The sequence below is a fragment of the Paenibacillus glycanilyticus NBRC 16618 genome (genome assembly GCF_004000805.1).
In the GTDB taxonomy this organism is placed as follows: domain Bacteria; phylum Bacillota; class Bacilli; order Paenibacillales; family Paenibacillaceae; genus Pristimantibacillus; species Pristimantibacillus glycanilyticus.
The window spans coordinates 1-7,374 of sequence record NZ_BILY01000081.1 but is presented as its reverse complement, the minus strand read 5'-3'; the positions used below and the strand labels follow the sequence as shown (position 1 = coordinate 7,374).

The following is a 7,374-nucleotide window of genomic DNA, read 5'->3' as shown; positions in this document are numbered from 1 at the left end:
GGGGAGTTAAGATCCCGGGAGGGTCTTATCCCGTTCCAGTCACCCGTTAACGTGGCAGGTAAGACCCTCGGGGGGTCTTATTTGGCCTAGACTAATTCCATAAGGACTTAACTTGGGATAGCCAGAAATTACGTTGGATTTGCTCCAGTAAAACAAAGCTTTTTGCCCCGCATTATAGGCTTATGTTGGATTTCCTACCGTCTATTTCGCCTATGTAGGCTACTCCGAAGGCAAATGTCCAATTTTGCTGGATGAAATCCCATGTAGAGTTACTTACTGGTCGATAACGCATCATTATGTTGGATGAAATCCAGTCTGAGCGGGGAGTCTGTGCCACAGGTCTACGAGCTGTGTCTATACCAATGCCCCAGAACACCGGCACATGTGCCGCCCAAGCACCCGTCCTCACCTCCCCCTCACTCCGCTTAATTCCGCAGCGGCTTCCCGGTGGAGAGCATGTGGCTCATGCGGTCCTGCGTTTTGCGCTCGCCGCAGAGGCTGAGGAAGGCTTCGCATTCCAGGTCGAGCAAGTACTGCTCGCTGACCTCCGCTCCCGGCGCGGCATCGCCGCCGGCCATCACATGCGCGAGCTTATTGCCGATAAGTGCGTCATGCTTACTGATCTGCCCGCCCAGCAGCAGGCCATGCACGCCCATGCGAAGCACGGCTTTGCCTTCGCGGCCAGCCACGCGGACGCGAGCTTGGGGCTGCGGCGTATAGCCTGCCCGGTCCAGCTCGAGCACCGCCCGCTTCGCTTCGGCAATCCGTGCGTCCTGCCGCATAATGACGCGGTCCTGCGGGCGCTTCAGCCCGATGCGGTCAACATCAAAGCCGCTGGTGGACGTTTTGGCCATCGCAACCGTCTCGAACAATGCGTTCAAATGCGGCTGGATTTCGCCGCCCCCTGCCCTTGCGGCAGCCATAACGGCTGCTTCTTTCGAACCGCCTCCGGCCGGGATCAGTCCTACCCCGGTCTCCACGAGACCGAAATACGTCTCCGGCGAGAAAATAATCTGGTCAGCCGGCAAGCAGGCCTCGACGCCTCCGCCAAGCGTCATCCGGTGAGGCGCGGCGACGACGGGACGGTCTAGTTTTTTGATCGACAGCATGCTGCTCTGGAACATCCGGATGATGTCCTCAACCTCATCCCATTCGCCGTTTTGCGCCTCCATCAAGAGAAGCAGCAGGTTCGCGCCTACGCAGAAGTTGCGCCCGTCGTTCGCGATAACAAGCCCGCGCCAATTTTTGCTGACCTCCTCGGCCGTCCGCCGTATAGCCGTCAGAATCTCGCCGCCGATGGCATTGTTCTGCGAATGGAATTCGAGACAGACCACATCGTCGCCAAGATCGATGAGGCTTGCGTCCGAGGTGCGCAGCACCGTCCTGCCGGCTTCCTTAAGGGCAGCAAGCGAGATCTCATCCGGTGACAGCTCTTCGGCCGCATACCCTCCGCCCCCGCCGGCGTACACGAACCGTCTTCCTTCCTGCACCTTATAAAAGCTGCCGTTCCCCTCCGCAATCCATGTCAGTACCCATTCCGGCACCGCATTGCCTTCGGCCTTCATCCGGGCTACGGACTTCTCCAAGCCAAGCGCATCCCACAGCTCAAACGGCCCAAGCTCCCAGCTGAAGCCCCATTTCATTGCTTTATCGATATCCGTGATGGAGTCGGCGATAACGCCAACCAAGGCTGCCGAATAGAGAAGCGTGCGCTTAATCGTCTGCCACGCGAACTGGGCGTATTTATGCTTCGGATCCGTGCCGATGAGCGCCCGGACCTTGCCGCCCGTGCCTTTTGCCGCCTTGGCCGCATCGATGATCGGACCCTTTACCGAGCTCCTCGGCCGGTAAGCAAGCGATTCCAAATCAAGCGATTCGATCTCGCTGCCGCCCTTCGGACCCTTGATTTTCCGGTAAAAGCCGCCGCCGCTCTTTTCGCCCAGCCGGCCCGATGCAACCAGCTTCTCCAATAGCGGAGGCCTTGCGAACGTCTCGCGTTCAGCCGCATCCGTGCTCTTCTCCCGGACATTGTCGACCACGTGAAGCAGCGTATCAAGGCCAACCAAATCCAGCATCCGGAACGTTGCCGTCTTGGGCCGCCCCATCGCAGGCCCCGTCAGCGCATCCGCTTCCTCCACCGTTAGTCCAAACCTTAGACCCTCCTCCAGAGTCACCAGCATGCCGTATGTGCCGATCCGGTTGGCGATAAAGTTAGGCGTATCCTTCGCCACAACAACACCTTTGCCAAGCCGTTCCTCGCATAACGCGGTCAATAGTGCCGTAACCTCGGGAGCGGTATCTCTCGTCGGCACAACCTCAACCAGCTTCATATAGCGCGGAGGGTTGAAAAAATGCGTCACCGCAAAATGCTGCCGGAACGCGTCGCTCCTGCCCTCCACCATCTCGGCCACCGATAATCCCGATGTGTTGGAGGATACAATCGTACCCGGCCTCCACACGCTCTCCACACGTTCGAATAGGCTTCGCTTCACATCCAGCCGCTCGACAACCGCCTCCACAATCCAATCCACCTCGGATAATCCCGCCAGATGATCCTCGAGATTACCAGCCGTAATCCGCCCGGCAAAAGACGGCTCATACAGCGGAGCAGGCTGCGCCTTCGCCATGCGGGCAATGGCAGCTTGCGCAAGGCGACTGCGCACCTGCGGCGAAGCCAGCGTCAGCCCGCGTTTTTCCTCCTCCGGAAGCAAAGCCTGCGGCACGACGTCGAGCAGCAGCACACGCATGCCGGCATTCGCCAGATGCGCGGCAATTCCCGCGCCCATAACGCCGGAGCCAATGACGGCCGCGTGCCTCACCGTACCCGTTCGATTCATCGACATTGATTAGTCCCTCCTGAAAAAAAGTATCCTGCAAATAGCCGAGATAGGCGGTTCTTGATGGTTTTTGTTTTGACAGCATGATCCGTCTTTTTGAGCTAGCCGTTAAGCCGTCTCTTTGCCGAACACGCTTGCCGCAAGCAGCTCCGCTACATCGCGCGCCGCCGTCTGTTCATCGGCCTCCAGAAGCTTCAGCCCGTCTTCCATCATCGTCAGGCAATATGGGCAGGCCGAGCCGATAACCGTAGGGCGTACCTCCAGCGCTTGCGATACTCTGGCGCGGTTAACGCGGACGCCGCTTTGCTCCTCCATCCACATGAGGCCGCCGCCCGCTCCGCAGCACATGCCGTTCTCGCGGTTCCTCGCCATCTCTTCGATCTCGATACCCGGAATCGCCTTCAGCACCTCGCGCGGTGCGTCGTAGATGCCGTTATAACGTCCGAGATAGCAGGAATCATGGTAGGTGACGCGTTCTTTGACGAGATGCTCGGGCGTTAACCGCCCATCCTTCAGCAGCCGGGCCAGCAGCTCCGTATGATGCTCGATCCTGACGTCCGACGGAAGCCCAAAGTCCGGATACTCCTTGCGGAAGGTGTTAAGCGTATGCGGGCAGGCCGTTACAATACGCGTTATCCCGTAACGGACGATGGTCTCGATATTTTCACGGCACAGCTCCTGGAAAAGCAGCTCGTTGCCAATCCTGCGCGGGGTATCACCCGAATTCCGCTCCTCTGCCCCAAGCGTGGCAAACGACACTCCCGCCTGGTCGAGGAGCCGCACGAGATCGTACAGCACCTTCCGGCTTCGCGTATCGTATGAGCCCATGGAACCTGCCCACAGCAGAAAATGCGGCTTTGGCGCTCCGGAACGCTTGATTTCCTGCATCGTCTTCACCCGGACGCCGGTACGGCTCTCGCACTCATCGATCCAAGCGGCACGCTCGGCTCTCGGAAGTCCCCATGGATTGCTTTGGCGCTCGATATTTTGCAGCGCGCGCTGACCGTCGGATGGCAGGCGCCCTTCCATCAGCACGAGATAACGGCGCATATCGATGATTTTATCGACATGCTCGTTGCCAACCGGGCACATCTCCTCGCAGTTGCGGCAGGTCGTGCATGCCCATAGTTCCTCTTCGCTCATGACGTCGCCGATCAGCTCCAGCTCATCCGGCTTGGTTCCTTCCCGGGCATTCCAAGCCTGCTTCTGCGCCGTCATGGTCGGAATAATGGAGGTTACGCTTCCTTCCGGACTGTCCTCCCAGGACGGAATGAGCGCGCCCATCACATGCGCCCCTGCCGCATGCCCGCCCATAAAGGTTGGAACCCAAGGCGACTTGGACGTAATGGCGGCGCCTTTTTCCGTAAGATGATCCCGGAGTTTGGTCATGAGATGCATCGGCGACAGCAGCTTGCCGGTATTCGAAGCCGGGCAGACATTCGTGCAGCGTCCGCATTCCACGCAGGCGTACAGGTCGAGCAGCTGCTTTTGCGTAAAATGCTCGATTTTGCCCGCGCCAAAATACTCCGCGTCCTCATCCTCCAGATTAAGCGGCGCCAGCCGGCCTATCGGCGTTTTGCGCCCAAGCCACAAATTCACGGGAGCCGTCAGCAGGTGAAAATGCTTCGACTGCGGCACGTACACAAGGAAAGAGAGCAGCACCAAAAGATGCAGCCACCAGAATAGTTCGTAGCCCGCTTCCGACGCAATGCTGCCTGCAGGCACGCCAAGCTTCCCGATCCAGTCCGCAAGCACGGAAGAAACAGGCGCGAAACGACCAGCCACAGCATGCGGATCTCCCGACAGCCGCTCGAAGGAAAGCGTCAGCAGGACGGTCAGCATCAAGCCGCCGATAAACCACAGGACAAGCGAAGGCTTCCAGCCGCGCTTCAGCCTTGGCAGCTGCTCGATATACCGGCGGAAAGCCCCGTACAGAACCGCGAGCAGGACAAGCGAGACCGTCAGCTCCTGCGACCAGGCGAACTGGCCGTAGAAGGGAAACGGGATCGGGTGACCGCTGAGTTTTTTCCAGATGATATCCGCCGCTCCAAACTGCAAAATGATAAAACCGTAAAAATAAATGAAATGCATGACGCCGCTCCGGATATCGCGCAGCAGCTTGCTGTGCCCGAGCACCTGTCCTGCTACCGAGGGACGTCCCGCTAATTCCCTCCGCTCATCCGATGGCATCGCCTCATGGGCATCCGCCCGGCCAAGCTTGATATAGCCCACCCTGCGCAAGACGACCGTAACAAAAGCGAATGCGGCAAGCCCCAATACCGCCGCGAACAAAATCCACCTGATTGCAGCTGTCGCCACATCTGCCGACCACCATTCCAGCAATGGCCACGCCCCCTTTTGCAGCCCTCGATTCGGACAAGCTTTTTAGCGTTGTGACAAGGTGAAACGGCTGCCCCTTCCCGTGGCGGGAGAGCGCGTTTCAATCGGAGAACTCCGAGCCATGTTTACAAGAGAAAACTTATAAACGCTTAGAATTCAAGGTGAAACGGCTTTGCCGGCCTATGACAGGGTGAGCGCGTTTCAATCCAAAGAATTTCAAGCCATGTTTACAAGAGAAAACTTATAAACGCTTAGAATTCAAGGTGAAACGGCTTCGCCGGCCTATGACAGGGTGAGCGCGTTTCAATCCGAAGAATTTCAAGCCATGTTTACAAGAGATAAAACTTATAAACGCTTAGAATTCAAGGTGAAACGGCTTCGCCGGCCTTTAGGAAGGGCAGCATTTTCAAAAAAACCGCGGTGCTCCAGTATATGAGCCCGAAAGCATGAACATGCCGCCCCTTTCGCCGGTGCGGACGGTCTATTTGGCCGAGTTGACTCATATCGTAGCACTGATGGAAAGCGGTTTAGCCGAGCCTTGCAGCCGGCCCTGGCCATGTTGCGGAGATTAGTGCGAGCCGGGCGAAAATGGAGCATGAACTATAGTCTGAGGAGGTTGCTGCAGTGCTGAACATTGTCGTTCTACTCAAGCAGACATTTGATACGGAAGAAAAAATTATCGTAAAGGATGGCGCCGTCGCGGAAGCGGACGCCAAGCTCGTCATTAATCCCTATGACGAATATGCCCTCGAGGAGGCTCTGCGCCAACGCGAGGCGCATGGCGGCGAGGTACGGGTGGTCTCCTGCGGCGGCGACCGCTCGGAGGAAGCACTGCGGACCGCGCTTGCGATGGGCGCGGATGAAGCGATCCGGCTCGACGCGGCTACCGTAGAGAGCGGCGACAGCTTTGCGCTGGCCGCTGCCCTCGCGAAGGTTATCGAGCCGCTTAAGCCGGATCTGCTGCTGGCGGGCTTGTTCGCCGTCGACAGCGGCTCCGGGAGCGTCGCGCTCCAGGTCGCGGAGCGGCTTGGTCTGCCGCATGCGTCATCAGCGGTGAAGGTTGGCATTGCAGGGCCGGATGAAGCGAAGGCATCCGGCGAGCTGCCGCCGGGCGCAGCGTCGGCGGCGAGGTTTGCTGTCGTGGAGCGCGATGTCGAGGGCGACACGGAGACGGTTGTGATCCCGCTGCCAGCGCTGATCACCGCGCAGCAAGGGTTGAACGAGCCGCGGTATCCTTCGCTGCCGGGCATTATGAAGGCGAAGCGGAAGCCGCTCGCCCGGGTGTCGGCAGCCGCAGGCGGCGAGGAAGAAGGCGCGCGGACATCGCGCCTGGCGCTTTTTCCGCCGGCGCCGCGCGCAGCCGGCCGGCGCCTCGCCGGGACGCCCGGCGAGCAGGCGGCGGAGCTTGTCCGCCTGCTGCAGGCGGAGGGCCAGCTGCCGCAGTGAGGCAGCTGACCTACCAACTTGCCGATTGTTAAGGACCCCAGTAGCTAAATTATCTGGCAGGTTAAGTGCCCTAAAGGCTCTTGACTCCTCTCAGCTCCTAATTTTGAAACAGTATCTAATAAGGCCCTTTCAGGGTCTTATCGAAGTATTTCATCCACTTAATAGTTTGGATAAGACCCTGCCGGGGCCTTATCGTAACCGTAAAAGCCAGAAAACCATTGAAAAGACCTGGCAGCAACAGAAATAAGACCCTATGAGGGTCTTATCCTATGCAATCGCAACTCAACCTATTGCAATAAAGCCCTCTGAGGGTCTTATTGCCTCCCAACGACCAAGCAGAAAGTTACTTCAGCAACTTAGGAGATAAAATTTCATTTGCAGCCTCGACCTGCAACAAAGGAGGAAATAAGATGGGAAGAACGATACTCGTGTTCGCCGAATGCCGGGACGGCAAGCTGCGCCGCGTCGCGCTTGAAGCGCTTGGCGCCGCGCGGCGGCTGGCCGGTACGGACGGCTCGGTCCATGCCGTCCTCGCGGCTCCCGGCGGCGCGGCCGATGAAGCAGCCGCGCTCGCTGCGCGAGGGGCGGACGTCGTCCATGTCGCGGACGACCCTGCCCTTCGCGCCTTCGCGCCAGAGGCGTACATCGCCGCCTTGCGCGCAGCTATTGAGGCGGTAAGGCCGGACGCGCTGCTGCTCGGCCATACCGCCGTGGGGCGCGAGCTCGCGCCCCGCGTGGCCGCAGCCATCGG

Annotated in this window: 3 protein-coding genes and 1 pseudogene; 2 read left to right on the top strand and 2 right to left on the bottom strand. The window is 59.0% G+C overall.

Features of this window, described 5'->3' with window-relative positions; translation table 11 throughout:
* Positions 1 to 425: 425 nt before the first annotated feature.
* A complete protein-coding gene (locus tag PGL01S_RS30510; protein WP_127499491.1) occupies positions 426 to 2,843 on the bottom strand; it encodes a 3-hydroxyacyl-CoA dehydrogenase/enoyl-CoA hydratase family protein in 2,418 nt (805 codons plus the stop codon).
* Positions 2,844 to 2,945: 102 nt separating this feature from the next.
* A complete protein-coding gene (locus PGL01S_RS30505) occupies positions 2,946 to 5,180 on the bottom strand; it encodes a (Fe-S)-binding protein (RefSeq protein ID WP_127499489.1) in 2,235 nt (744 codons plus the stop codon).
* A gap of 624 nt (positions 5,181 to 5,804) precedes the next feature.
* On the opposite strand from PGL01S_RS30505, the gene PGL01S_RS30500 reads away from it, so the two are divergent.
* Both PGL01S_RS30500 and PGL01S_RS30495 read left to right on the top strand, forming a co-directional pair.
* Positions 5,805 to 6,623 carry an electron transfer flavoprotein subunit beta/FixA family protein gene (locus tag PGL01S_RS30500; RefSeq protein WP_127499493.1) on the top strand — a complete coding sequence of 273 codons (819 nt, stop codon included), beginning with the start codon at positions 5,805 to 5,807 and terminating at the stop codon, positions 6,621 to 6,623.
* 410 nt (positions 6,624 to 7,033) lie between these two features.
* Positions 7,034 to 7,374: pseudogene (locus PGL01S_RS30495) on the top strand (electron transfer flavoprotein subunit alpha/FixB family protein); the annotation flags it as partial.